Here is a 25,674-nt window from a genome sequence, read left to right as displayed (position 1 = left end):
ACGAAAAATTTGTCAGTGACCAACAAAGGTCACTGACAAATTTTAGTTGCTAAGCGTTTCTTTATAAGCTGCCAGTTCTTCCAGCAGTATAATTAGCTGCTTTTCAGTTTCATTTGGCAAACGATCATAGCCATCATTAATTGTCTTTCTTCGTTGAATAAAAGATAAACGTGTTTCAAATCGCTCGATTAATTTTTGGATGTAATTGGCATCTTCAAAAGGTGGAACATGTCCATCAATAGGTAGATAAGATAATGCTTTTAAAGGACCAAAGGTTTTGAATTCTGCCGTATTTTCAACAATTTTTTCTATGGAAGAAAGGGTATGTTGAGGTGTTACATCGTTTCCTTCAAAAACACCTGTATTCAACATGTAACAATCAGTCTGCTTCTTTTGGAATAATTCCAAGAAATCCTGGTAATCCTCAGCCAATGGAAAGCTTCGAAACGGATTGGCAAAAGGTTCTATAACTAATTGATCCGCTTTGGCATTGACGATATTTTCAGCAGTGGAACGTTTAGTGGCTAAAGTAACACCAAAAACGGCCGCTAGACAAGGATCATTTACCTTCATAACTGGTGGCAAACTGTCATCCTTCATAATCCAAAAGATGCCGTCAATCTTCTCATCAAGATGATCTACTCGATTCTCAGTAGCAAATCGACTCTTAATGCTGCGCCCGTTACCATTACGAATATCTTCCGTCACTAATACTTTATTGCCATTTTCATTTAAAGTAATCCCAACGTTTTGAGCAGTAACTACATAGCTTAGCTCTTCACTGCTGCTGGTATAATCCTGCGTTTTATCAAAATAAGAGGGCTCGAGAGCAGTGGTTGATCCTTTTTCTTTGGAGATAACAAAAGCATCGTCATGTAATACTTTTATATCATATTTATTTTGATGCTTAGCCAAGGTGATGGTTGATTTACCTGAGCCAGATAAACCAAAAGCTGCCATTGTATAATTGCGATTAGCAGTACAGTATTGTTTCATTCCCCCATGGCAGGCAATAAAACCGTTGCGGTGAGCTGTTGCCCATGCTAAAGTCAAGGTGGCTTTCTTAAGTTCGCCAAAATAGCGTAAACCAAGGACTGCTGTACAATTATGACGTGAATCAACTACAACCAATCCGTTAGGAAAATCAGGATGCTTCCAGTCTGGATCAGCTAGTAAGTAGATATCGCCTTCAGGGATTGCTTCTGAGTTAGGATAGAAACTCACTGATTCCTGCGCCATTTGGAAATTTAATAAATAAGTGTATAAATTAGCGGCGTATTTCTTTGGCAGCATCAAGTGGGACTGCATGGAGAATTCCTGATCTAAGCCAACAAAGACGCTTCCTTTGTAACACTCTTTAGCGCCAATTTGAAAGACAGCTTCACGCAAAATCTTATCATAATAAGCTTGATCGATATCGGAATGTCCAATAATTCGTCGGGCAGCTGCTGTTCGACCGACAATTTCACCGTCATTGGAAACCAGAACTTTCGTGTCGGTGGGTAATCCTAATTCCTCCGCGTGTCTAACAGGTAAATCTGTAACGACAACATCTTGAGAATTTTGCGCTAACTGATAGGCTTCGGACAGGGAACTAACGGTAGTGACATTGTTTCCATAAAAAGCGGTTTCAATAATCGTTCGAGTGCTGGAAAAGATAGGATTTGCGATTGTAATATCGGTTTGCTTAAAATGCTGAATGCTACTCATGTGGGTCCTCCTCTGCGAAATATATATTATTATAATAGCATTAAAAACTAAGGTGTACAAACGATAAAAAAACATAATACGATGAGAATATTTCAACAGATAGATTAAACTAGTCAAGAGACAAAGGAACGATTATACTATTTAAAGGAGGGAAGTCAATGAAGAATTTTTTGGTGACAGTAAAAAATAGATTGGGAGCAGGATGGCAGCTATTTATTCAGGCTGTGTCTGAAAATGAGAGGAAATCGTTGACAATTGCAGCAAGCTTGGTCATTTTCTCGATTATCTTTTCGGTAAGCGTGGGTTATGCACAAAAAAGTGTACGTAAGGACGAGTTGAATACCTTGGTTAACCAACAGATGCAATCTGACTACATTACCCCCTTTGCTTATGAAGAAGGTGATGCAGCTATTGAGAGCAGCCCAGCAATTTCTGTTATGTTTGCTCAACCTCATGGAGATTTTTTAGAGAATATTTTGACTATTCTAGATACTCCGAAACAAAAAGAAGAGCTTAATCGTACATTTTACTATTATCCGTTGGTTTACAATAGCAGCAAAATCGCAGAAAACTATAACCTGGATCCAACCAAAATCACGTTCATTTTCTTCCAAAAAGGACAGGAAAAAAATCGCTTTGTGGTTGAGGATTTGAAAGATTTAAACAAGGAATTTGTCCCTGAGTTGAACCGATTACCAATGTGGCGCCTGAAAGATCAAAATGAGAATAACTGAAACAATTTCATCTTTTTTTAATAAATAGCATTGACAGCTATCTGATTTTTCGATAGACTAATGTCAATATCAAAGAAGGAGTGACATTCATGTTTAGAACAAACTTATCTGTTCAATTAAATAGCTGGCAAAACTGGCGTAGATAAGTTGTGTTTATGAATTCACTTCATAGATACAACGTTTAGACTATCTCTAAATTGTGTATCTATGCGCTGGTACTATTTGTGTCGTTTCCCGCATAGAGCAGATCTATGCGGTTTTTGTCTTTATTAGGCAGCTACCGTCATTCGTGGGGGTAGTTGCCTTTTTCGCATTTATTTTAAAATTAAACAACTACAATTAGAATTTGGGGGACTTATTTATGAAAAACAAAGGGATTATCGGATCAATTATTGCATTAGCAGTGATATTAATTGGAGTATTTGCTTATCAAATGGGATCAAGACAAAACAACACTCAAACAGATCAAAAAGAAGAAATGAAAACTGTTGGAATTCTGCAGTTCATCAGTCACCCTTCACTAGATCAAATTTCTGATGGGGTAATTGAAGGCCTAAAGCAGGAAGGATTTGAAGATGGTAAAAATATCAATATTGAGTTTTTAAATGGTCAAGGAGACCAAAGCAAGTTAAACACGATGACTCAGCAACTACTAAACAAAAAGTCAGATGTATTAGTTGGTGTTGCAACACCAGCAGCCAAAGCATTAGCTAATGGAACTTCTGATATTCCTGTAATCATGGGGGCAGTAAGCGATCCAGTGGGTTCTGGTTTAGTGGATACTTTAGAAAAGCCGGGTGGTAACGTTACTGGAGTAAACAACTTAGCCCCTGTCGGTCAACAATTTGAATTAATCAAAGCGTTGTTCCCGGAAGCGAAGAAAATTGCTCTATTGTATTCATCATCTGAAGAAAACTCTCAATCGCAAATTGACAAGGCAGAAGAAATGGCGAAAAAAGAAGGGTACGAAGCAACTCGGTACGCTGTATCCTCAAGTAATGAAATTGCGCAGTTAGCGCAATCAGCAGCAGCGGAAAATGATTTTATCTATGTACCTCAGGATAATATTATCGCAAGTGCATTCCAAACAGTTATTAATGAATCTGACAAAACGAAAACGCCAGTCTTTGTTTCAGTGGACAATATGGTAGATGAAGGTGGAATCGCTACGATCGGACAAAATCAATTTGATCTAGGTGTTGAAACTGGTAAAATGGCTGCTGATGTTTTAAATGGTAATACCGATGCGGGTAATACACCGGTTAATGTGATTGATTATGGTGAAATGATTATCAATGAAAAGAAAGCAGCGGAATTAGGTATTACTATTCCAGAAAATATTAAAAAAGAAGCGAAATTGGTTAAAGGAGAATAGAAAATGGTCATTTCAGCAATTGGACAAGGTTTTTTATGGGGGATTTTAGGCTTAGGAATTTTCATGACCTATCGTATTCTAAACTTTCCTGATATGACAACTGAAGGATCTTTTCCTTTAGGAGGAGCGGTCTGTGTAACAGCAATTACACAAGGAATTCACCCTATACTAGCAACACTATTAGGTATTCTGGCGGGTATGTGTGCAGGATTTGTCACCGGTATGCTTTATACGAAAGGAAAAATCCCGGTCATTTTGGCAGGAATTCTAGTAATGTCTGGTTTAAACTCAGTGATGCTGTTTATTATGCAGACACCGAACTTGTCATTGCTGAATAAACCAAAAATTCAAGATTTTTTCACTGGATTAAACTTACCTAACCATTATGATATTGTCATTTTAGGTTTGATTGCAGTTAGCCTGATTATTGCTTTGCTGCTATTCTTCTTTTTCACCGATTTTGGTCAAGCGTACATTGCTACAGGTGATAATGAAAATATGGCTCGCTCAATTGGGATCAATACCGATCGCATGAAGGTAATTGGTTTGACTTTGTCAAATGGAGTGATTGCATTATCAGGAGCGTTAATTGCTCAAAATGATGGCTATGCCGATATTGGTAAAGGAATTGGCGTAATCGTAATTGGTTTAGCGTCCATTATCATTGGGGAAGTGCTGTATGGCGAGTTATCCTTTGGTGAACGGCTAATTGCTGTTGTTTTAGGCAGTGTTATCTATCAATTATTGATCTTACTAATTATCAAACTAGGTTTGGATACAACCTATTTAAAGATCTTCTCATCAATCATTTTGGCGATCTGTCTAATGATTCCACGCTTAAAAGAAGCACTGAATTTAAAAACCGGATTAGAAAAGGAGTAAGCAGATGGAGGCATTACAAATCAATCAAGCAACTAAAACCATTCGCAATGGAATCAACGATAAACGCCAAATTCTGCGCTCTGTTGATTTAACCATTCAACCAGGTGAATTCGTTACCGTCTTAGGCGGAAATGGAGCAGGAAAAAGTACCTTGTTTAACAGTATTTCGGGAACAATGATGTTGGATAGTGGTACAGTTTCGGTGATGGGCAACGACCTAACTAAGCTTTCTGAAGAAAAACGAGCGAATTACATTTCTCGAGTTTTCCAAGACCCCAAGATGGGGACAGCACCGCGACTGACTGTCGCAGAAAATTTAGGTTTAGCTGAAAAACGAGGACAAAAGCGAGCATTGCGGCCACGTAATTTGTCACAAAAACGAGATTCTTATCATCAGCTATGCAGCCAAGTTGGTAACGGGCTGGAAAATCACTTGGATACACCAACCGGCTTTTTATCTGGTGGGCAACGTCAGGCGTTAAGTTTGCTGATGGCAACCTTGACCAAACCAGATTTGCTATTATTAGATGAGCATACTGCAGCACTCGATCCTAAAACCGCAAAACAATTGATGCAGGTAACGGATCAAAAAATTAAAGAAGAACAACTGACCTGCCTAATGGTTACTCACAAAATGGAGGACGCCTTAAATTATGGGAATCGGGTAATCGTAATGCAAAAAGGCCAAATCGTTAAAGACCTAAAAGGTGAGGAAAAAACTAAGCTTTCCCTAACCGATTTGTTCTTATTTTTTGAAGAAGAGGAAGCGGCAGAAGAAAATAGCTAAGGTTTGATGAATTGAAAGTTCAAAAAAGCATTGACAAGTAAATTAAAGAAATTTATACTTAGTGCAAATCAGAAATCAGTTTGGAGCGATGATCATGCAAAATATTAGACATCCACAACTGAATAATTCTTACTTTAGCTATTTTAGATAGGTTTGTATTCATGTGTTCATGGATGCAAACAATGCACGTTTGTATCTATGATGGCTGAAGAACTTTAAATTGACTTTAAAGCCATGTAGATGATTCATCTATAATGGCTTTTTTCGTTTATTGGACCCATTGTAGATGTAACACCTACAAGCGGGTCTTTTTTGTCGGTTGAAATCCAGGTTTAGAAAGAGGAATGAAGGATGCGTTATTTAACAGCAGGAGAGTCACACGGACCACAATTAACAGCAATTATTGAAGGAGTACCAGCAGGAATAGCGGTATCTTTAGATGAAATTAATCAAGAGTTGGCTAGACGTCAAGGTGGGTATGGACGTGGCGGCAGAATGAAAATTGAAAAGGATCAGGTTCAAATCACCTCAGGCATTCGTCATGGGAGAACATTGGGAGCACCAATTACCATGGTCGTGGAAAACCGTGATTGGAAAAACTGGCAAACCGTCATGTCAGTAGAAGAAGTCGCTGAAAAAGATGCGCAATTGCGCAAAGTGACTAAACCACGCCCGGGTCACGCAGATTTAGTTGGTGGCATGAAGTATCAACATCGAGACTTGCGTAATATTTTGGAACGTTCATCAGCACGTGAAACAACTATGCGCGTTGCAGTTGGTGGATTAGCTAAGCAAATTTTAAAAGCTTTAGATATTGAAATTGCTAGTCATGTAGTGAATCTAGGTGGGATTGAAGCTAAAATTCCTGAAGTAATCAGCGTCAAGGAAATCCAACAGGCTGCAGCAGCCTCAGAGGTAAACATGGTTGATCCTTCTATTGATGAAGCGGTAAAAGCTAAAATTGATGAAACGAAAAGAGCTGGCAATACAATTGGCGGTGTAGTAGAAGTTCGTTTAGAGAATGTTCCAGCTGGTTTAGGTAGTTACGTTCAATGGGACCGCAAATTGGACGGTAAAATTGCTCAGTCGATTGTCAGCATCAATGCTTTCAAGGGCGTTGAATTTGGTGTTGGTTTCCAGACTGCAAACTTACCAGGTTCAGAAGTCATGGATGAAATTACTTGGAAAGAAGCAGAGGGCTACCGCCGCAAAACCAATCATTTAGGTGGTTTTGAAGGAGGCATGACCAACGGTGAGCAGATTGTCGTACGGGGAGTGATGAAGCCTATTCCTACTTTGTACAAGCCCTTAATGAGTGTTGATATAGATACTAAAGAACCTTATAAAGCGAGTGTTGAACGTTCGGACAGTACAGCAGTACCTGCAGCAGCTATTGTAGCTGAGAATGTAGTAGCTACAGTTATCGCTACTGAAATCCTAGAGCAGTTTCATTCTGATAATATCGCGGATCTAATTAATAATGTAGAAGAGATGCGTAAACAGCATTTGATGTTTTAGGAAGGTTGTCGCAGATGGAAAAGAAAATTTTTGTGGTGGGTTTAGGTCTTATTGGTGCTTCCTTGTGTCGAGCAATCAAACGTCCAGACATCAAACTGTACGGCTGGGATTTCCAAGCAGAAAGTTGCCAGATTGCACAAGAGACTGGAATTGTTGATGAAATCGCTGAGGGTTTAGAGTCAGCAGTAGAGATGGATGTTATTATTTTAGCGGTACCAGTTAGTGTTTCAATAGAATATCTGCAAAAATTAGCTCAATTACCCTTAAAAAAAGACGCCATTGTTACCGATGTTGGTAGTACCAAATCGGCAATTGTTCAATTGGCCAAAACTTTACCCTTGACCTTTGTAGGCGGACATCCCATGTCAGGCTCACATAAATCCGGAGTAAAAGCAGCAAATCCCAATTTATTTGAGGAAGCCTACTATATTTTAACACCGGTTGAGGATCAACAAGCAATAGTAGATCAGATGATTGAACTTTTAGCACCAACCAGAGCTAAGTTTGTTGTTCTTGACCCAGAGAGTCATGATGAAATGGTGGGAGTATTGAGCCATCTTCCTCATATCGTAGCTTCAGGGCTGATGCAAATGAGCGATCAATTGGCAAGAAATTATCCTAGAGCAAATCAGCTGGCAGCAGGTGGCTTTCGTGATATAACTAGAATCGCTTCTTCTGATCCCAAAATGTGGACTGATATTTTGCTGACCAACCGAAAAATTTTATTAAAGCTGATGGATGACTGGCAGCAGGAAATGAATGAAATCAAGCAGCAACTAAAAAGTAATGATCAGGCAGCTATTTATCAATTCTTTGCTCAAGCCAAGAATACACGAGATCATTTACCGCAAAAGGATCAAGGCGCTATTCCTGCCTTTTATGATTTGTTGGTAGATATTCCTGATATTGCTGGAGCAGTCGCTCAAGTAACAACGGTATTAAGTCAGCATAAAATTTCAATTATCAACTTGAAAATTCAGGAAACTCGTGAGGATATTTTCGGTGTTTTAGAATTATCATTTAAAAGTAAAACAGATCTACTGGCAGGCAAAGCACTTGTTGAAGCAGAAAAATTTAAATGTCGGATAAGGAGTTAATACCATGCGTTTAATGTCAAAGTCAAAAGGTTTATTAGGTGAATTAGTAGTTCCAGCAGACAAGTCAATTTCTCACCGTAGTGTGATGTTTGGGGCAATCAGTCATGGTACCACCACTATCCACAACTTTCTAAAAGCTGAGGACTGCTTAAGTTCAGTTGCTGTTTTTAAAAAGTTGGGTGTTTCAATTGAAGAAAAAGACGAGATACTAACGGTTCAAGGAAAAGGATTTGAAGGGTTGGAGCAACCTACTGAAATACTGGATGCCGGTAATTCAGGTACTACGATGCGTTTAGTAATGGGGATTTTGGCAGGGCGGCCTTTTTATTCAACTATTCAAGGCGATAGTTCTTTAAATAAACGTCCGATGGAACGGGTAATGGGACCGCTACGTCAGATGGGAGCAGAACTTACTGGTAATCAAAAAACAGAATATCCGCCAATCACAGTAAAAGGTGGGGCATTGAAAGCTATCCAATACCAAATGCCAATCGCTAGTGCACAGGTCAAATCAGCAATTTTGTTTGCAGCTTTGCAGGCTGAGGGAGAAACTACAGTAATTGAACAAGCTTGTTCACGTAATCATACGGAACAGATGATTCGTCAATTTGGCGGTGAAATTAAGGTTGAGGATAAGAAAATTTACCTTTCTGGTAATCAAAAACTAACGGGTCAAGAGGTTTATGTACCAGGAGATATTTCTTCAGCTGCCTTTTTCTTAGTTGCTGCACTATTAGTTCCAGAAAGTTCATTGTGTCTTAAAAAAGTTGGTGTAAATCCTACTCGTACTGGTATTTTAGATGTTCTGAAAAAAATGGGTGCTAAGATTACTCAGACAAATGAAGACACACAAAATCAAGCGGCTGATTTGTTGGTAGAAAGCAGTACATTGAAAGCCTGCGAAATTGGCGGAGAAATTATTCCGCGTTTGATCGATGAATTACCAATACTGGCATTGGCCGCAACTCAAGCAGAAGGTACGACGATTATCAAGGATGCTCAGGAGTTAAAAGTCAAAGAAACCAACCGGATTGATGCGACTGCCGATGAACTAAATAAAATGGGTGCTAACATTGAAGCAACCGAGGATGGCATGATAATCCATGGTCCGACACCTTTACATGGAGCAGCAGTTGACAGTCATGGCGACCATCGGATTGGGATGATGCTGCAAATCGCTGCATTGTTAACTAACGAGGCTGTCGAATTAACCAATCCAGAGGCAATTAATATTTCTTATCCAGATTTTTTCAAAGATTTAGATCAATTAATAAAGGGGCGGATATAGTAATGGAAGCAATTGTGTTGATTGGGTTTATGGGAGCAGGAAAAACAACAATAAGCAAAGAATTAGCTGAAACATTAAATTATCAACGAGTAGACATGGATGATGTCTTAGTTGATCGGATTGGTCCGATTAATGTTTACTTTGAAGAGCATGGGGAGCCTTCATTCCGTGAGCATGAAACAAATTTATTGAAGGAAGCTGTTCAACAAGCTTCGGTAATTGCTACTGGCGGTGGTGTCATTTTACAAAAGGAAAATCAAAAAATCTTATCAGATAAAACGGTTGTTTATTTGAAAACCGATCCAGACGTTTTGGTCGAACGTATTCGTAATGATCAAGAAAATATTCGTCCAAATGCTGCCAATAAAAATGATGGAGAAATTAAGCATTTATTCTTTTCTAGGGAAAAGCTCTATGAAAAATTAGCAAAGGTGACGGTGGATACTTCTCGTCGTACACCCAAGGAAATTGTTGAAGAAATCATAGAAAAGGTTGGAGTATAATGGATATTGGCTATTTGGGTCCAAAAGGTTCGTTTACTCATTCTGCTGCCTGCAGCTATTTTTCTAATGGAAATTTTATTAGCTACTCCTCCTTGGTACAATTAATTGATGCACGGATGAACAAACAGATTGATTATGCCATGGTACCCGTAGAGAATACAATTGAAGGTTCGGTTTTGCCGACGATTGACGGAGTTTACCAAACTTTGCCAACTATTCAGGGCGAACTAGTGTTGCCGATTGCTCAGCAGTTGATGGTGCACAAGGCTCATCAAAACCAGTGGCAGAATGCGACCTTGATTTGCAGCCATCCACAGGCACTGGCACAATCACAAGTATTTATTCGTGATCGTATCCCTAATGCAGAGATTGAACAAATGGCTTCAACGACTTTAGGCGCTAAAAAGGTAGCTGACCATCCTAAAGAAATTTATGCGGCAATTGGTCCGAAAATGGCTGCTAAAGAATATAATCTGGTAATTGTAGAGAAAGATATTCAGTCAGTCGCTAATAACGAGACTCGGTTTTGGTTATTAGGAGACGAGCCAATTGACACTGAGCTACTCTTTGCTGAACAAAAAGCTACTTTGATTGTTGATTTGCCGATGGACCGCCCCGGTGCTTTGTATCACTTGCTGGAAATATTTGCTAAAGCAAAAATCAACTTAACAAAGATCGAGTCGCGACCGCAAAAAACTCGATTAGGAGATTACTTCTTCATCATTGATTTAGAGGTTCCAGAAAATTCGACTGTATTAGACAATGCATTAGCGCAATTGGATGGACAAAACTTCCCTTTTAATTTAATAGGAAATTATCCAACTTACCGAAAACCTTAGCACTACGTTAAGGTTTTCTTATTTTTTGTGAGTATAATAGGACATGAAAGCATTCATTTGCTATTTTTGTACTATCATCATCGAAAAAGAGGTGGACCAATGAGTCGAGTGGATCGTTACAAAAAAATCCATGAACAAAGTAAGAAATCTGAACGTAAATCTTCACTGGTTCGTCGTGAGCGCAAGAAGACTGAACATGAACAAAATCAAACGCCACCGACAGAGCCGTTAGAAACACAACCTATATATGAACAAACAAAAGAAACAAATTATTCTGAAGAAACAGCAAAACCCAAAAAAAATCGCAAGCTTCCAACGTTAAAATTACCCAGCTTTAAAAGAAAGTCAAAAAGGCCGGAGGTTTATCCGACTGGAAAAAAACCGAAGAAAAAGCGCAGTGTAAAACGAATTATACTTAGCATAATCGCTATACTATTGCTTTATTCAGTAGTTACCTTTGCAGTAGGAAATGTAATGGCACGTTTTGATTCTTCAATTCCTAAAGTGGAAACACAGGAGTTTAACGGCGTAGAATCAGCAGATGGAACCAAGAATATTCTACTCCTTGGCAGCGACACACGAGATAACGAAACGGGCCGTGCAGATTCCATGATGATTTTGCAGGTAGACGGTAAGGGCAAAACCAAACTCGTTTCATTTATGCGAGACATGTATGTAAATATACCTGGGGTTGGCGAGAACAAGCTAAATGCTGCTTATGCCTACGGTGGTGCTGATTTGGTCCGACAAACCTTAAAGGAGAATTTTGGTGTTGATTGTCGTTATTATGCAATGGTCGATTTTCAGTCCTTTGAAAAAGGGATTGACGCCATGTTCCCAAGAGGTGTTCCCATCGAGGCAGAAAAGGATATGAGTTCTTACATTGATGAGCCTATTTCTAAAGGGTTTCAGCGTATGAATGGCCATACATTATTGAATTATGCTCGCTTCCGAATGGATGAAGAAGGAGATTTCGGACGGGTACGAAGACAGCAACAGGTGATCCAAACGGTCTTTGGCCAATTGAAAAATCCTCTAGTCTTACTGCGTGGACCTTATGCGGCTGGAAAGATTTTCGGTTATCTATCTACGGATATGGGCAATGGATTTTTGTTAGCTAACTCTTTTAATTTTGCTAAAACAGCGGTGGGAATTGATCGGTTGACCTTACCAATTGATGGGACTTGGTCTTATGGAGATACCTACAATGCTGGTAGTGTTTTATATGTTGACTTTGCTCAAAATGCTCAAGCTGTTCAATCATTTTTAGCAAAATAACAGATTTTAGATTCCATTGATCTCTAGAATATGCTATATTTTATTTATTGCAAATTTTTAAGCGAAACGAGGAAATCATCATGAAATTAGCGATCGTGACAGATAGCTCAGCCTATCTCAATGAACGCATTAAAGACCATAAGGATTTGTTCATTATTCCGATTCCTGTTGTAATTGATGGCCAACCTTTTGAAGAAGGGGTAAACATTCATGAAGATGAATTTTATCGTTTATTAAATCAAAGCCAGGAATTCCCAACAACTTCTCAACCAGTTTTAGGCGAGGTGATCTCTCTTTACCAAGATATTCAAGCTAAAGGCTACGACACGATTTTGAGTATCCATCTTTCAGAAGGTATTTCTGGATTTGTCCGGACTCTTCATACGATCAAAGATGAACTCGAAGGATTAACCGTCGTTCCGTATGACTCTACAATTACTAGTGTTCCAATGGGCTATATGGTAGAAAAAGCTTTGGAACTAACGGATAAGGGTAATGACCTGGAAGAAATTATTGCAGGAGTAGACCACATTAGAGATACTACCAATGCTTACATTATTGTTGATGACTTAAACAACTTGGTCCGTGGTGGTCGCTTAACCAATGGTGCGGCTATCATAGGCGGGCTGTTAAAAATTAAACCAGTTCTAACTTTTACTGACGGAAAGATCGTGTTATACGAAAAAATCCGTTCATTGAAAAAGGCCTTACAGAGGACAGAAGAAATTATTGGTCAGCATCGCCAAGACTCTTCTGCAGAATTGCGTTTGTATGTCATTCATGCTAATAACTTGGAATTGGCTCAGGTAGAGTTCAACAAATTGAAGCAGCAATATCCTGAAGCAATTATAGAAATCGGCAGCTTTGGCCCTGTGATTGGGACTCATTTAGGCGATAAAGCAATTGCTTTGGGTGTAGCAGCAGTTTAAAGTACGACCGTTAAGAATTTATTGTTCTTGACGGTCTTTTTTGTTTGTAAAATGCCAGCGACTTCGCTATGCTTTAGTTGTTTAGTAATTTACTAATCTAGTAAAGGAGTAAAATATATGAAAATTCCAACGAACTTAAAACATAAACCAGTCTTCTTAGTAGAGGACTATGATAAAATTGATGGTTATAATGCTTGGGAAAGTGATGCAAAGGGCTTAACGTTAGGTTTAGCTCAGTGGAATGATCGAGGCAAGGTCGACATATCTGGGAAAGTGTGGCGACATACTGGTGAGAAATGGTCACGCCAATCAGAAGAGTTGCCAATCACCCGAATTTTGGATTTGGCGATACTAGTTGCTCAATCAAGTTTATATTTGCAGGATGCTTACCGATATGAAAAATTTTATGATCCAGAGAATCCAACAGTGGATATTATTGGGCTTCAGGGTGGACGAATGACCGTAGAGGTAGACACTGAAAATCCTAAAATTGATGAGGACATTATTCTCTTTAATGACACAATGAATAAGAATGGCGAATTAATCGGAGAACGTTATCGAACCTTAAAACGTTTGTTAACTGATCTAGGCTATTAAAGAAAGGTGTGACTTTACATGACGGAAACGATGCCTTACTCAGTTACTGAAGGTCGTCATTTTTCTAAGATGGAGCAGCAAATGATCTGGCGTAAGCCCTCTAGTCATCAAACCAGTCAGGAAGAACTGCGGATCGCTTCTGAGATTAAATTAAATTGGGAAGATCCAGAGATGAAAGTAATGAATGTTTTGTTAGAAGGGGATGCTGGTTCTGGAAAAACCCAGCTTGCTCGGGCGTTATCCGCTGATTTGCAACTGCCGTATACAAAAGTAACCTGTTTTGCGGATATGGATAAAACAGATGTCTTTGGTGCCTTGCTGCCTGTCGTGACTGCTGACGATGAGGTGGATAATGAATTATTGGAAGCCATTTATCAAGCAGATTGTTTAGAAGGAGTTTTGGAACTAATTGCTAGACATTACAGTATTAGTCAAGAAAAGGCTCGTGAGCGTTTTGCTGAATTGATTCAACGAGTTACCGATGAGGCGGATAATCGACCTATTCAGTACAAGTTTTATCCTTCTGAAATCGTAAGAGCAATCGAAAAAGGCTACTTGTTGGAAATTCAAGAGCCTACAGTTATCCGTGATGCTTCTGTTTTAGTGGCATTAAACTCAGCACTTGAAAACAATGGAATTTTGAATATTCCCACTGGAATCATTCGACGACACCCAGACTGTGTAGTAGTGATTACAACAAATCGCAATTACCAGGGCAATCGTCCTTTAAATGAATCTTTACGGGATCGAGTACAGCATGCTGAAAAAATGGATCTCCCTTCTATTGAAGTAATGACGGAACGTGCTCAGGCAAAAACAGATTTTAATGATACCCGTTATTTAGAAACCATGGCTAAGATTATTCGCCTGTTAGATGAAATAGCGAAAGCCAATGCAATCAAGGGCGTTGCAGGCATGCGATCTTACTTTTTTTGGGTGAATAGTCTGAAACAAGGGCAAGATCCTTTGGCTAGTATTTTCCCAAAAGTCCTATACAAGATAACCACTGAGGAGAATGAGCTCTCAATTTTATCCAATGCTCTCGATGAAAGTGGTTTATTGGTAGAATTGCAGCAGATAGAAAGTAAAGAAATTATTCAACAAAATAAAGGCCGTGTGATTAGTGCTGAGGAAGCAGATAAACGAAACATCACTCGAGAAGCGGAACAGGCTACCTTAACTGGAGAAGCTTTAGATGAGTCTAACTCTACAAATGAACCTGACCAAGAGGCAGATTCAATAGAAAAGGAATCAACAGTCGTTTCTTCTAAAGTAGAAGAAACTTCTGATATGAAACGAAATACCTCGGATGGAAAAAGTGAGAAAGCCGTCATGTCCGAGAATGATAAGACTGGCTCAAATTTTTCATTAGATGAAATGGCAGAATGGGATAAGCAGCAGCGTAAGGAACTAAACCGGGAAACTCGGGCAGTACTCAAAGACACGGTTCATGCTCGAGAAGGCACAATTGTTCATCGTCCTAAAGTTACTGCTGAGGCTGTTGATAAAGGAAAAGAACTAACCAGGATTGTACTACCTGAGGTTGAAAGCTTGAGTCGTGTGATTAATGACCTGCTGGAGAAGGAAGAAAGTACGGACTATTCCAAGGGTAAGTATTATGGCAGTCGCTTCAATCCATCACGGGTGGCTTATGGGGATCTTCGTAATTTTGATAAGAGAAACCCACCTAGCGAACAGCCTTCTCTGGCTTTAGCAGTACGTGTAGATGAATCAGGGTCAATGGTACGGGAGGAACGTATCGAGAAAGCCAAACAAGCTGCCTTGGCACTCGGTCTATTTGCTGAGAAAACGAATATTCCCTTTACTTTGTATGGCGATTCTGCGGACGTTAGCCAGCGGGAAAAGACCTCCTTATACTCTTATAAAGAATTTAACGATTCTTACGATTTTTTGGCTGCGAAAATCACCACTATGAAACCTCGCCAAAATAATCGTGATGGGGTTCCTTTGCGTTTGTTAGCCGAAAAGTTAAGCAATGAAACAGCAGATACTAAAATCTTATTGAATATTAGTGATGGACAACCAAAAGCTTTGCCAGATTACACTGCAAGGAAAGCAGAAGCAGATATTCAACAAGTATTGTCTGATTATGAAAGAAAGAGAATTATTTTTATCGCATGTGCAATTGGTGAAGATAAAGAATCTATCAAGAATATTTACGGTGAAGATCGTTTTGTCGACATTAGCGATTTAGCTACTATGCCACAACAACTCTTACAATTGATTGGTCGATTTATCTAATAATTTTGATACAAACAGATTGTTTGTAATCTTTTTCTTTCTTCGCTAGTCTGTAAGTAAGCTAAAAGAAAGGAAGATACCCTATGACAAAAAAGATTGCAGTAATTGTTACTGACCTAGTGGAAGATGTCGAGTTAACTTCCCCGAAAGAAGCTTTAGAAAAAGATGGCAATGAAGTCGTATTAATTGAAAAAGAAGCAGGCAAAGAAATCACAGGTAAACAAGGCAATACATTTATTATTGACACCAATATTGATGACGTTAATCCTGAAGACTTTGATGCTTTGCTAATTCCTGGTGGTTTCTCGCCAGATCAATTGAGAGCAGATCAGCGTTTTGTTGATTTTGTGGCGTACTTTTTAGAGAATGATCGTCCATTGTTTGCGATATGTCACGCACCACAATTGTTCATTCAAACGGGTTTGACAAAAGGTCGTACCATGACAGCGTACGATACGGTTCGTCCCGATATTGCTTATGCAGGTGCCAATGTAAAAGACGAAGAAGTCGTAGTAGATAATATGCTGGTAACCAGTCGTAATCCAGATGATATTCCAGCATTTAACGAAAAGATTATTGAAATTCTCCATGCTTAATTAACTAGTCTAGCGAATTATTCGTTAGGCTTTTTTGATTAATGGGGGTGTAAGGAGGAAAACTATGGAAAAGCCAATTCATCTTCGTGTTTTTGAAGATCATGATCGAAAATTAATGGAGGACTGGTTATATCAAGACTATGTTCGGCAATGGTTGATCCATCCAGAAAATTGGTTAATGGAAATTGATCAACGTCACGGTAAGTTTAATTGGATTCATCATTATATCGTCATGTTGGATGGTGATCCAATTGGATTTTGCCAATACTATGACTGTTTTCGAGCAAAAGAATTGGAAGAGTGGCTGGATGTAGAAGAATCGGGAAGGTTCTATAGTTTGGATTATTTGATAGGCAAGCCAGCTTTTTTAGGTAAAGGTTATGGCAAGCAGATTATAAAACACCTAATAGGACAAATTCAGCAACAAGAAACAGGAGTACGAGAGGTTCTTGTGGAACCGGATCATGAAAATATTTCTTCAAATAAGGTTTTATTAGCCAATGACTTTATCTATGATAGCGAAAAGGGCTATTATCGAAAGGCATTATAAAGAAATGCCTCTCAAAAAATGAGAAGCGTTTCTTTTAATAATTTGCTCTAGGTCCACCAATATATTTTGCCCGGCTTCTTAAGGCTGTAACGTGAGCACCGCCTAATTCTTTAATAGATGGACGAACGGGAACTTGAACATGTTTAATATGCATTCCAATTGAAGTATCTCCTATATCAATACCTGCTTGTGCTACAACATGTTCCACTTCTACTGGATCAGTAAATTGTTCGAAAGCAGCTACTGAACAGGAGCCGCCGGCATGCAGCACTGGTCTTACATTAACAATTTTCCAATCTTTTTTCTCAGCTATTTCTCTTTCGACGACTAGCGCACGATTGATGTGTTCGCAGCCTTGAACGGCTAAATAAATACCCCTCAAATCCAGGATTTCTTTCAAGGTTTCAATTACCCATTCGCCAACTTCTTTGCTCGATTTTTTACCGATCATACCGCCAACGATTTCACTAGTAGTACAACCTAATACAAAAACATTTCCTGATTTCAGGTCGGATTCGTTTAAAATCTCGTGAACGATTGTGGTTAACGATTCTTTCAATTCTTTTTTTTCCATAGGTAAAACTTCCTTCTATTTAAATTGTAATCGATGAACAATTCGGTGTAATGCCTGATATAGAGGAACTGTCACGGCAATGCCGAAAAGATTTTGAACTAAGTTAGTTGGCAGCGAGGCTAGCCCCGCCGGCCAGCTGTAAAGAAAAGCAGTAGCCAAAGCATAACCAATAATCATAAATAAACTAGCAAATGAAAAACCTAAAATCATTCCGTTGCGATAAGACAGCTTCTGATAAACAGCTCCTAGTATTAATCCTTGCAAACCATGAATCATAATTGAAAAGAACGCCCACTCAGGGTAGCCAGAAATCATATCAATTAATCCACCACTTAATGCCCCTACAAACAATCCACCTGTAGGACCAAATAGTAAGGCAGAAGTGTAGATTCCTGCTTCACAGAGAGTAACAAAACCTTTTGTTGCCGGGACCGGTATGATGAACATAATTGAGAGTGTCACCGTTAATGCTACCATCATTGCTAACGTAGTTAGTGTTCTTATTTTCATTCGTTATCCTCCTTATACCAAACATTTCCATCTCCATTTTTCAACACAACCCCATGCTGAATGGCTTGATAAACAAATTTTTTACTTTGTTGAATTGCCTCAGTGGAAGACTTTCCTAAAACTAAATTGGAAGCAATTGCTGAGGCAAAGGTACAACCAGCTCCGTTGATCGTTTTTTCCATCAGTTTTGGTTTACGATACAGTTCAAACTCATTCCCATCATAGTAGAGATCGAGAGCTGTTTTACCAGCTAGGCGCTGTCCACCTTTTATTACAACGGAGGTTTTCCCTTGTTGCTGGATATTTTCCGCTGCTTTCTTCATCGATAGCTCATCTGTAATGCTCAATCCGCTCAGTAATTCAGCTTCTTTCAAATTAGGTGTTACTATAGTAGCTAGCGGAAACAATTCCTGAATCATTAAGTCACGATAGTTTTTCTGATAAACTTCAGTTGTTTCTTTGAAAGCCAGTACTGGGTCAAGAACGATGGGGACATTTTGCTTTTGTAAAAAATGTTTGATCACCTGAAGTGAACGAATATTATTGATCAACCCAATTTTGATTCCGGCCAAATCTACTCCTGATTGAATTGTCTGCAACTGTTGCTCCAAAAGTTTTGATGAAAGATCCTGAATAATAAATTCTTTATCTTCGACTACGGCAATACAAGTAACGGCTGTTAGACCGAATAATTGATACTGTTCAAAGGTTTTTAAGTCTGATTGAAGTCCACCACCGCCTAAGGTGTCTGATCCAGCGATAGTTAAGATATTTTTTGTCATAACAACCTCCTTATGCTTTTTAATTATAATCTACGTTGTGAAAATAAAAACAGCCAATTGGTTGTTTTGTTGCTCATCCAATTTTCTAGAAGTTTAATCATTTGTGGGAATAGGCGGAATCGGTTAGCATTGAGAAAAAGGAGGAATCATCTATGAAAGTATTTGTTGCTGGAGCAACTGGTCGAGTTGCCCAACTTTTAATTGAAAACCTAGTAGAAAAAGGACACTTCGTTTACGCCGGGGCAAGAAGAGAAAATGAAATTCCTATGAATGATCAAGTAAAACCAGTCCATTTAGATTTGCACGATGATGTGGCTGATTTGGCTAAAACCTTAGGTGATGCAGAAGCCATTTATTTTGTAGCGGGTTCTCGAGGAAAGGATTTGCTGCAAACAGATTTATACGGTGCAGTAAAACTGATGCAGGCAGCTGAACAAGAAGGAATAGGTCGATATATTCAATTAAGTTCATTGTTTGCTTTAGTTCCCGAAAATTGGAGTGATAGTATTTTGAATTATAATATTGCTAAATATTTTTCTGATTCGTGGTTAATTAATAACACTGATTTAGATTATACAATTATTCAACCGGGTTCTTTAAAAGAAGAAACAGGTAGTGGCAATATTACTACTTCCATCGAAAAACGTAGTGAAAACTCCATCGAAAATGTAGCAGCCGTTTTGGCTGAGGTATTGGAACGGCCAAACACCTATCAAAAAGTGATTATGATGGGTGACGGTGATACACCAATTGATGAAGCATTAGCAGCCATTTAAAAGAAAGCAGCCCACCACAATCGGCGGGCTGCTTTCTTCTAATCATAATGTTGAACCTTCGCTTGTTGCTTATCGAAGTCAATTAACACTTGAAAACCTTTTTCTTGATCGTCCTGATCCCAAATCTCAACAAAGTTGGGCAGAATTTCAAGCAGAATTTCAGTGTCTTTGTGGGGGTACGCATTATAACTTTTATCCCAGGATGCTTGATACAGCTGTTGGAAAAACTGGTTAGGTTCATCAACTAACAACCCGTGATTTACAGCTTTCCCTTCGATTTGTACTCCCCAGTAACAAATTGCCACATTGGGATTTTCTAATAGTTGCCTGGTTTTTCGAAAATTTTTATCAGTTTTAAATAGTAAACGACCTTCATAAATAATTACACTGACATTTCGCACTGTGACATGATCATTTAGACTGGTAGCTAATGCCATAATCTTTTTCTTACCAAGCTTTTTATAAAATTGATCCAAAGCTATTTTAAAATCCATTAGCTAAACTCCCGTCTTAAGAAGATTGATCGCAAGCGATCCAATGACAAGTAAACGATGCCGGAGCACACCCCGAATTTTATTAGGTTGAAAGGCACGATCCCAATTACTACTAATTTCCAAACGCTGTCCACAAAGGGATTCACAGCTTGAGTCATTGCAACAACGGCCTCCATAGATAAGCCATAAAGGGTCGCATAAAAAGGGATAATAAAGTAGATATTTGAAACACAGGCCACCACAATTGCTGACAGTGTTCCTACGACCATCCCCATGAACGCCTGCTGTTTTTTATGAGAGCGTTGGTAAAAGAACCATGAAGGTAGGATAAAACTGGCACTCAGAAGAAAGTTTTGAATTTCTCCTGTGAACATAGAGGTAGTTCCTACTGTGGTTAGCTTGATTAACAGCTTAATCAAAACAATCAGCAAACCAGAGATAGGCCCCAAAAGGAAGGTACCAATCATTTCCGGAACACCAGCCAGATCAAAGTCCATGAACGGTGGCATAAACGGTAACGGGAATTTGAACATCATTAATAAATAAGCGATGGTACCCATGATAGCGGTTAATACGAGTTTTCTTGCAGTAAATTTCATTCTGTCACACCTTTCTCAAACATAAAAAAGAACCTTACAACAAATTCGCAAGGCACAACAAAGTAGAAAAAAGGTGCTTAAATAGACCAGAAGATTGATCACTAAACACGCCTATTTTTCTTCTTCCATCCAGACTATACTGTCGGTCTCAGAATTACACTGAGTCAACCTAAAAAGGTTCGCGGACTATCACCGCCGGTCGGGAATTTCACCCTGCCCTGAAGAACTATTGTGTTCATTTTCACATACAAGTTCTGGAATTGCAAGCGGTTTTTCATTTTTTTCTTAGCAAACTATCGACTTTTTCTCATGAAAGACTAAAAAAAGTAGGTGCAGATATGATAAACTAGACAAAGTAACCTTGATCTAGAAAAATATTTTATCAATGAAATGTGGTGATCATCATCATAAGAAAATCGAAAGCAATCAACTATTATATAAAGCAACGAGGGCTGACTAAGGATCAAGCGGAGTATCGCTGGCAAAAGACACATCGCCAGTACGAGGAGCTTGAGGCCTTGTTTTTATCCATTTATTCAGCTACAACGGTCACCTTTGAAGAAAAACCAAGGAAACTGAAGGCGTTGACGATGTATCAATGGGTTAGCTTTGCCTTGATTTTTATTGTTCCCTTTGTATTGGTGGCTAATTCTAATGGAGAACGAACTGAATTGTTTTACGTAGTAGTCTTTATTCTGCTAGTGTCTAACTTAAGTATCGCTGCAACAATTAATCAAAAGAAAACTGAAGAGCTGCAGAACGAAAAGGCCGAAGCAATGATGAGAAATAATCAGGAAGTCATTGACAAGTTAAGAAGAATTCAACAGTTAGAAAGAGGTATGTACTTTCAAAAACCAGTACTTTTATTAGCTTTGCATAAATTGAAGCCTAAAGAGGTAAAAATAAATGAAGAAGAAACTTTCGGATATGAGTCTGAAGGAACTTTGGCAACTCTTTCCTATCGAACTAAGCAACTCAAGATTAGAATGGCAAAACTATTATCAAGAAATCGAGAGTAAGCTGACGGATTGGATTCCAAAAGAGCAATGTTTAAGAATTTCGCATATTGGAAGTACAGCAATAAAAGAAATAAAGGCTAAAAACATTGTAGATGTACTAGTTGAGCTCTCGCCTAATGCAGTACTTCAACCAATAGCAGATATATTAGAAGAGCATGATTGCATCATTATGTCGGCATCTGTAAACCGAATCTCTTTAAATTGCGGATACACACCTGATGGTTTTGCTGAAAAGGTTTATCATATTCATCTACGGTACATCGGTGATAATGATGAATTATATTTCCGTGATTACTTAAACCAATTCCCGACTACCGCACAAGACTATGAACAATTAAAAGAAGTTTTAGCTGTCAAATATCGGAACGATCGGAATCGATACACGGATGAGAAGGGAAGCTTCATCAAAAAAGTAACTGCAGAGGCGAAAAATTTTTATGGAGAAAAATATGGATATGGTAAAAAAGATTGATAGTGGACTGCAGGATTGTTTATCTTCAAATCAAAATCTTTCCTTATTGCAGTATCATTGATAATGATTGGAATACCATTTTGTGACAGAATTATTGGAATAAAAATAAGTAAATTAGAAATGGTAGGACCATTACTAACCGCTATAGGAAATACTATTGTATTAATAATATTCCTGGCGAACTAATAAGCCTTACGATTAAATCAATCGAAACTACGTCTACAGTTTTATCACTGTAGGCTTTTTTGCATTATTAACTATTTGTTCAACCTTACTATCTTAGAAGAATCTTTTTTCTATTTAATTCAATAAGGATATCGTTAGGAAAATGAAAAACGCGGTGATAAAATGAAAATAGCAGGAGGTAAAGTGATGCAAGATGATTGGTTAATGCGTCAATTACAAATTATTCCCAAGCAATTACCGATGATAAAACAAACCAATAATGATCCGTTAATTGATGTTAAGGATTCGCTGACGGGTGAAATGCGCTCGGTTTCCTTAACACAATACATGTACGAAAATGTGTTGCTACGAAATATTTGTGAAGCTGAGGATATCTTTTTTGCGCATCTTCATCTATTAACGAACCATCAAATCACATCTATTTCTTCCTGGTTTTACCAAAAGCTGTCGAATATACCCGAGAGCGAACTTCTAGAAGCCAATTTTTCAGTGGAGGAAATTCGTCAAGGGCAAGATGAACTTCAACGCCTTCTGATTCAGCGAACCGACGGATAAATTTAAAAAGTGTGGTGGAAATATGGCAGATTTAGCAAAAGATATTATGCGCTGGCTGGAACATCCTGCATCTGAAAAAAGAAGTACTCAAGAGCTGACATATTACGATCAGCTATGGCAGGACTTAATTCTTGAAATTCAACGAATCGAAGGCTGTGAAACCCCTATGGATTACGAAGCAGATTTTGCTCGAATGGCCCAATATTCCGGACCTATTTATCGAATTCATCACGAGTTTGAACACAACTACCCATTTGGTGTAATAGAGACTTCTTCATTTGTTTCTTGGAGTAAGCAAATGAACTTTATGGATTATTCATGGCTGGAAAAGGGAGCAGAGATATTATTGATTGAAGGGAAAGTAGACTTTCCAGAAATCGGAATTGATCTGGCAGGAATAAGAAACTGGGCAAACAAGTATGAACATCCCTTATCCTTTGATCAATGCGAAGTAGAACAAGAGGTAGTATTCCCGTTAAATTTAAATCAGATTATTCATATGGAAATTAAGCAGATAGATTAGGATATTTTTGTCTAAGCTATTTTTAATGTCTTGAAAAACGTATTGATTTTTTTGCCATGTTGATTAAAAGAAAGAAACGGTTGGAATCATTAATAAAAGAACACTCAGCAAATTACTGAGTGTTAATTTTTTTCTTGTATTCGTGGAATCCACCCTAATTAAAGTGCTTTTTTTGCAAACTGTCTATTTTCTAATAACAAATTTTTCTCTAAAAGTATCAATGTAATCTTTTTGGACTTTTAAGCCTTCGAACAAGTACCCCTCGAAAGATCCATATGTTTTGTTTAAAACTTCTTGAGCGTGTATTAAATAGGATTTATCAACTAGCAAAGCGATGTTTAAAGCCTTTAACTGATCTTTAGTTAAGGTTGATTTGAAAGTTGAGAGAATTTCTCTGTTGATAGACACACGAGAACTGTTCGTTTTTAGGTAATCATTCATTATTTGTTCATCCGTTGCACCAGCAATTTTTAATATAATTGCCGCAGCAATTCCGGTACGATCTTTCCCAGCAAAACAATGAAAAACCAATGGGGTGTTTTTATCTAGAATCCCTTCAAGAAACTGTTTGTAGCCTTCTATTGCTGACTCACTAGTAATTAAAGAACTGTAAGTTTCGATCATCGCATTTTTCACATTTTTACTGTCAATACCCTGCATGTTGTTCAGTGCGGCCATATTAATAGACGCAACTGATTGTAAAATATCGATATTTTCTTTTTCTATACCATCAATTTCCGTGTCTGGTTGTTCCTCAATCTCTTGTGCACTTCTAAAATCATATATTTTTTTAATTTTATAATCCTTCTTTAGACTACGAATATCTTGCTCACTTAAATCGGTCAATTGTCCACTTCTATAAAAATAACCGGATTTAAAGTTTCCAGCTTCTACAGGTATTCCACCAATATCTCTAAAATTTGCTAACATAATTTCACCCTTTTCGTTTTTTGCTAGTATACACATAGAATAAAAAAGATGCAAAACAAAAAAGTACTCATTTGTCGAAGGTGCAGGAATCCTTCGTTTTACTAGTAACTAATAAATTCTCGTTTATCTAATGCTGGTCATCTTTTTTCTTTTCAAAATTCAATCCTTCTTTTTTAATCAGAACTAGGATTGCTCGAGATAGCAATTTTATTATCCTCAAACTATTCCTTTAGCTAACGCACCCCTCCAATTAAGGTTCAAAAATCCGATTGATTCCATTCCTTATACCTGGTTTTAAGCTCCCAATTTATCACATCATAAAAATTATGCTTGTGAAAATCAGTTTTATTAACTTCTGCAAGTCCGTTTCTTTTCGTAAACCTCAAAACGATATATGGAGGGACAGCTAATATCGGTGGGTATAAAGACAACTCCTAGTTAAAGCTTCTTTAAAAACAGTTATCTGAAATACTCAAAATAGAAAATGTAAACATAGAAAACAATGCGTAAACCTATCTTTTCCTCACTCAAATAAAAACTGCCAATATAAAGGTTTTCGTATTTTCTATTCTTAAATAAGTGCTATAGAAGAAAAATATCTGTCGGAATATCCGCCATAAATTACGTATTTTTACCCAAAAATCTGAAGTATTCTAGCTTTAACAGAGAGGAGAGGTGCCATGACGATACCTATTTGATTAGTTATAAAAAGTTCTATCTAGTTCAGAATTTTTTTAGTGCTATACCAGGTGTAGATTTGTAACTAAAAAATAGAAGGGAGGAACAAAACATGTTGGGTGTCATTTTATTGTATGTAGGCATGGTGTTAATGAGTAATGGTTTTTATCGCTTACAAAAAATAAATGATAAATCAATTGCGGTGATGAATTTGTTTACAGGAGGACTAAGTCTAACTCTAAATCTAGTTGCGCTTTCTTACGGAATAATCGCCAACAAAGATAGCGCATGGTTTTATGCTAGTGCAACAGGTTTACTATTTGCCTTTACCTACTTATACACGGCTGTTAATTCAATTTTCAATTTGGATCAAAAACTATATGGCTGGTTCAGTTTATTCGTCGCAATTAATGCAATTCCAGCTGGTATTTTATGTTTTCAAGGATACGGCGGGAATTCATTGTATGGAATCATCTGGTTTTTATGGGGTATTTTATGGCTCACAGGCTTTATCGAAAATACTCTTGGAAAGAATTTAGGAAAATTCGTAGGATATTTAGCTATTGGAGAAGGAATTTTCACTGCTTGGATCCCAGGATTCCTGATGCTAATTAATTTATGGCCGAAGTAA

General features: G+C 38.0%; 28 protein-coding genes and 1 riboswitch. Of the genes, 21 read left to right on the top strand and 7 right to left on the bottom strand.

Annotation, left to right across the window (positions count from 1 at the left end; translation table 11 throughout):
- Positions 1-42 precede the first annotated feature (42 nt).
- Positions 43-1,710, bottom strand: coding sequence for a phosphoenolpyruvate carboxykinase (ATP) (locus IGI46_RS13385; protein ID WP_429973569.1), 1,668 nt, complete (start codon positions 1,708-1,710; stop codon positions 43-45).
- Between the two features lie 158 nt (positions 1,711-1,868).
- On the opposite strand from IGI46_RS13385, the gene IGI46_RS13380 reads away from it, so the two are divergent.
- From IGI46_RS13380 to IGI46_RS13310, 15 genes are all read left to right on the top strand, one after another.
- Positions 1,869-2,444 carry a hypothetical protein gene (locus tag IGI46_RS13380; RefSeq protein WP_429973568.1) on the top strand — a complete coding sequence of 192 codons (576 nt, stop codon included), beginning with the start codon at positions 1,869-1,871 and terminating at the stop codon, positions 2,442-2,444.
- A 361-nt stretch (positions 2,445-2,805) separates the two neighbouring features.
- The gene (gene trpX / locus IGI46_RS13375; protein ID WP_429963590.1) at positions 2,806-3,819 is read left to right on the top strand and encodes a tryptophan ABC transporter substrate-binding protein; all 1,014 of its coding nucleotides are present in this window, start codon (positions 2,806-2,808) and stop codon (positions 3,817-3,819) included.
- A 3-nt stretch (positions 3,820-3,822) separates the two neighbouring features.
- Entirely contained in the window at positions 3,823-4,701 is an 879-nt protein-coding gene (locus IGI46_RS13370) for an ABC transporter permease (protein WP_207701340.1), read from the top strand.
- A gap of 4 nt (positions 4,702-4,705) precedes the next feature.
- A complete protein-coding gene (locus tag IGI46_RS13365; RefSeq protein WP_429963589.1) occupies positions 4,706-5,488 on the top strand; it encodes an ABC transporter ATP-binding protein in 783 nt (260 codons plus the stop codon).
- A 351-nt stretch (positions 5,489-5,839) separates the two neighbouring features.
- A complete protein-coding gene (aroC, locus tag IGI46_RS13360) occupies positions 5,840-7,006 on the top strand; it encodes a chorismate synthase (protein WP_429963588.1) in 1,167 nt (388 codons plus the stop codon).
- A 14-nt stretch (positions 7,007-7,020) separates the two neighbouring features.
- Positions 7,021-8,103, top strand: coding sequence for a prephenate dehydrogenase (locus IGI46_RS13355; RefSeq protein WP_429963587.1), 1,083 nt, complete (start codon positions 7,021-7,023; stop codon positions 8,101-8,103).
- Between the two features lie 4 nt (positions 8,104-8,107).
- Positions 8,108-9,391, top strand: coding sequence for a 3-phosphoshikimate 1-carboxyvinyltransferase (gene aroA, locus IGI46_RS13350; RefSeq protein WP_429963586.1), 1,284 nt, complete (start codon positions 8,108-8,110; stop codon positions 9,389-9,391).
- Between the two features lie 2 nt (positions 9,392-9,393).
- Positions 9,394-9,894 carry a shikimate kinase gene (locus IGI46_RS13345; protein WP_207701345.1) on the top strand — a complete coding sequence of 167 codons (501 nt, stop codon included), beginning with the start codon at positions 9,394-9,396 and terminating at the stop codon, positions 9,892-9,894.
- A complete protein-coding gene (pheA, locus tag IGI46_RS13340) occupies positions 9,894-10,733 on the top strand; it encodes a prephenate dehydratase (protein WP_429963585.1) in 840 nt (279 codons plus the stop codon). The genes IGI46_RS13345 and pheA overlap by 1 nt, the downstream gene beginning before the upstream one ends.
- A 99-nt stretch (positions 10,734-10,832) precedes the next feature.
- Entirely contained in the window at positions 10,833-12,011 is a 1,179-nt protein-coding gene (locus IGI46_RS13335) for an LCP family protein (RefSeq protein WP_429963584.1), read from the top strand.
- 80 nt (positions 12,012-12,091) lie between these two features.
- A complete protein-coding gene (locus IGI46_RS13330) occupies positions 12,092-12,940 on the top strand; it encodes a DegV family protein (protein ID WP_429973567.1) in 849 nt (282 codons plus the stop codon).
- A 117-nt stretch (positions 12,941-13,057) separates the two neighbouring features.
- Entirely contained in the window at positions 13,058-13,537 is a 480-nt protein-coding gene (locus IGI46_RS13325; RefSeq protein ID WP_207701349.1) for a DUF6530 family protein, read from the top strand.
- Positions 13,538-13,555: 18 nt separating this feature from the next.
- On the top strand, positions 13,556-15,799 hold the full coding sequence (locus IGI46_RS13320; protein WP_429973566.1) for an AAA family ATPase: 2,244 nt from the start codon (positions 13,556-13,558) through the stop codon (positions 15,797-15,799).
- A gap of 83 nt (positions 15,800-15,882) precedes the next feature.
- Entirely contained in the window at positions 15,883-16,395 is a 513-nt protein-coding gene (locus tag IGI46_RS13315; protein WP_429973565.1) for a type 1 glutamine amidotransferase domain-containing protein, read from the top strand.
- A 64-nt stretch (positions 16,396-16,459) separates the two neighbouring features.
- Positions 16,460-16,945, top strand: a complete 486-nt coding sequence (locus IGI46_RS13310; protein WP_429963581.1) for a GNAT family N-acetyltransferase — start codon at positions 16,460-16,462, stop codon at positions 16,943-16,945.
- Positions 16,946-16,979: 34 nt separating this feature from the next.
- Here the strand turns inward: IGI46_RS13310 and IGI46_RS13305 are convergent, their stop codons facing one another.
- The 3 genes from IGI46_RS13305 to IGI46_RS13295 are packed head-to-tail and all read right to left on the bottom strand — an operon-like array spanning position 16,980 to position 18,811.
- Entirely contained in the window at positions 16,980-17,519 is a 540-nt protein-coding gene (locus IGI46_RS13305) for a TIGR01440 family protein (protein ID WP_429963580.1), read from the bottom strand.
- Positions 17,520-17,534: 15 nt separating this feature from the next.
- On the bottom strand, positions 17,535-18,029 hold the full coding sequence (locus IGI46_RS13300; protein WP_429963579.1) for an ECF transporter S component: 495 nt from the start codon (positions 18,027-18,029) through the stop codon (positions 17,535-17,537).
- Positions 18,026-18,811, bottom strand: a complete 786-nt coding sequence (locus tag IGI46_RS13295) for a bifunctional hydroxymethylpyrimidine kinase/phosphomethylpyrimidine kinase (protein WP_429963578.1) — start codon at positions 18,809-18,811, stop codon at positions 18,026-18,028. Before IGI46_RS13295 ends, IGI46_RS13300 begins: the two co-directional genes overlap by 4 nt.
- 152 nt (positions 18,812-18,963) lie before the next feature.
- Here IGI46_RS13295 and IGI46_RS13290 point away from each other — a divergent pair, with 152 nt between their 5' ends.
- A complete protein-coding gene (locus IGI46_RS13290) occupies positions 18,964-19,587 on the top strand; it encodes an NAD(P)H-binding protein (RefSeq protein ID WP_207704874.1) in 624 nt (207 codons plus the stop codon).
- Positions 19,588-19,625: 38 nt separating this feature from the next.
- Here the strand turns inward: IGI46_RS13290 and IGI46_RS13285 are convergent, their stop codons facing one another.
- Positions 19,626-20,081: a pyridoxamine 5'-phosphate oxidase family protein gene (locus IGI46_RS13285; protein ID WP_429963577.1), complete on the bottom strand. Its 456-nt coding sequence runs from the start codon at positions 20,079-20,081 to the stop codon at positions 19,626-19,628.
- Positions 20,081-20,680: an ECF transporter S component gene (locus IGI46_RS13280; protein ID WP_207704876.1), complete on the bottom strand. Its 600-nt coding sequence runs from the start codon at positions 20,678-20,680 to the stop codon at positions 20,081-20,083. Before IGI46_RS13280 ends, IGI46_RS13285 begins: the two co-directional genes overlap by 1 nt.
- A gap of 113 nt (positions 20,681-20,793) precedes the next feature.
- Positions 20,794-20,910: riboswitch (FMN riboswitch) on the bottom strand.
- Between the two features lie 288 nt (positions 20,911-21,198).
- Between IGI46_RS13280 and IGI46_RS13275 the strand changes: the two genes are divergently transcribed.
- The 4 genes from IGI46_RS13275 (at position 21,199) to IGI46_RS13260 (ending at position 23,435) form a co-directional block, all read left to right on the top strand.
- Positions 21,199-21,699: a hypothetical protein gene (locus IGI46_RS13275; RefSeq protein WP_429973564.1), complete on the top strand. Its 501-nt coding sequence runs from the start codon at positions 21,199-21,201 to the stop codon at positions 21,697-21,699.
- Positions 21,587-22,171, top strand: a complete 585-nt coding sequence (locus tag IGI46_RS13270) for a GrpB family protein (protein WP_429973563.1) — start codon at positions 21,587-21,589, stop codon at positions 22,169-22,171. Before IGI46_RS13275 ends, IGI46_RS13270 begins: the two co-directional genes overlap by 113 nt.
- Positions 22,172-22,543: 372 nt before the next feature.
- A complete protein-coding gene (locus tag IGI46_RS13265) occupies positions 22,544-22,912 on the top strand; it encodes a DUF6483 family protein (protein WP_429963574.1) in 369 nt (122 codons plus the stop codon).
- Positions 22,913-22,934: 22 nt separating this feature from the next.
- A complete protein-coding gene (locus tag IGI46_RS13260; RefSeq protein WP_429963573.1) occupies positions 22,935-23,435 on the top strand; it encodes a hypothetical protein in 501 nt (166 codons plus the stop codon).
- 183 nt (positions 23,436-23,618) lie between these two features.
- Here the strand turns inward: IGI46_RS13260 and IGI46_RS13255 are convergent, their stop codons facing one another.
- Positions 23,619-24,401, bottom strand: a complete 783-nt coding sequence (locus IGI46_RS13255) for a tyrosine-protein phosphatase (RefSeq protein ID WP_429973562.1) — start codon at positions 24,399-24,401, stop codon at positions 23,619-23,621.
- A gap of 754 nt (positions 24,402-25,155) precedes the next feature.
- Here IGI46_RS13255 and IGI46_RS13250 point away from each other — a divergent pair.
- On the top strand, positions 25,156-25,674 hold the full coding sequence (locus tag IGI46_RS13250; protein ID WP_429963571.1) for an AmiS/UreI family transporter: 519 nt from the start codon (positions 25,156-25,158) through the stop codon (positions 25,672-25,674).

Origin of the sequence: Enterococcus sp. AZ163 (genome assembly GCF_050498925.1) — a bacterium.
Classification (GTDB): domain Bacteria; phylum Bacillota; class Bacilli; order Lactobacillales; family Enterococcaceae; genus Enterococcus_A; species Enterococcus_A ferrettii.
The sequence above is the reverse complement of the archived record's forward strand: the minus strand, read 5'-3'. Positions and strand labels throughout refer to the sequence as shown.